This window comes from Agromyces binzhouensis (assembly GCF_004135055.1).
In the GTDB taxonomy this organism is placed as follows: Bacteria; Actinomycetota; Actinomycetes; order Actinomycetales; family Microbacteriaceae; genus Agromyces; species Agromyces binzhouensis.
The window spans coordinates 1-580 of the sequence record NZ_SDPL01000809.1 but is presented as its reverse complement, the minus strand read 5'-3'; the positions used below and the strand labels follow the sequence as shown (position 1 = coordinate 580).

At 75.0% G+C, this 580-nt stretch carries 1 protein-coding gene; it reads right to left on the bottom strand.

The window, feature by feature from the left end; genetic code table 11:
- Positions 1–580 (bottom strand): HAD-IC family P-type ATPase (locus ESO86_RS18355; RefSeq protein WP_129236079.1); only part of this gene is annotated, 580 nt, incomplete at both ends.

Genomic DNA, 580 nt, shown 5'->3' with positions numbered 1-580 from the left:
GCCCGTCTCGGCGCGCGCCGAGCGCTCGCCCGCGGCGGCGCGCGCATCCCGCCGGCCCCCGATCGCGCGGAGTGCGGCGAGGATCGTGATGAGGTCGACGACCTCCTGGAGGAGCGCACCGACCGTCGCGGGGATGAACCCGAACGTCGCGACGAGCATGAGCGCGATGCTCACCGCGATGCCGATCCAGATGCTCTGGAGCGCGATCCGGACCGTGTCGCGCCCGATCTCGACGGCCTTCGCGGTGCGCGAGATGTCGTCGACCAGGATCACGGCGCTCGCGGACTCGCTCGCCGCCGTCGCGCCGCGCGCGCCCATCGCGATGCCGACGTCGGCGGCGGCGAGCACCGGCGCGTCGTTCACGCCGTCGCCGACCATGATCACCGGGCGCTCGGCGATGCCGGCGACCTCGGCGACCTTGTCGGCCGGCAGGCACTCGGCGCGCACGTGCTCGATGCCGAGCTCGGCGGCGATGTGGTCGGCGGTCGCCTGCGCGTCGCCGGTGAGCATCATCGTGTGGCGCACGCCGAGCTCGTCGAGGCGGGTGAGCGTCGCCGCGGCGTCGCCGCGCAACCGGTCG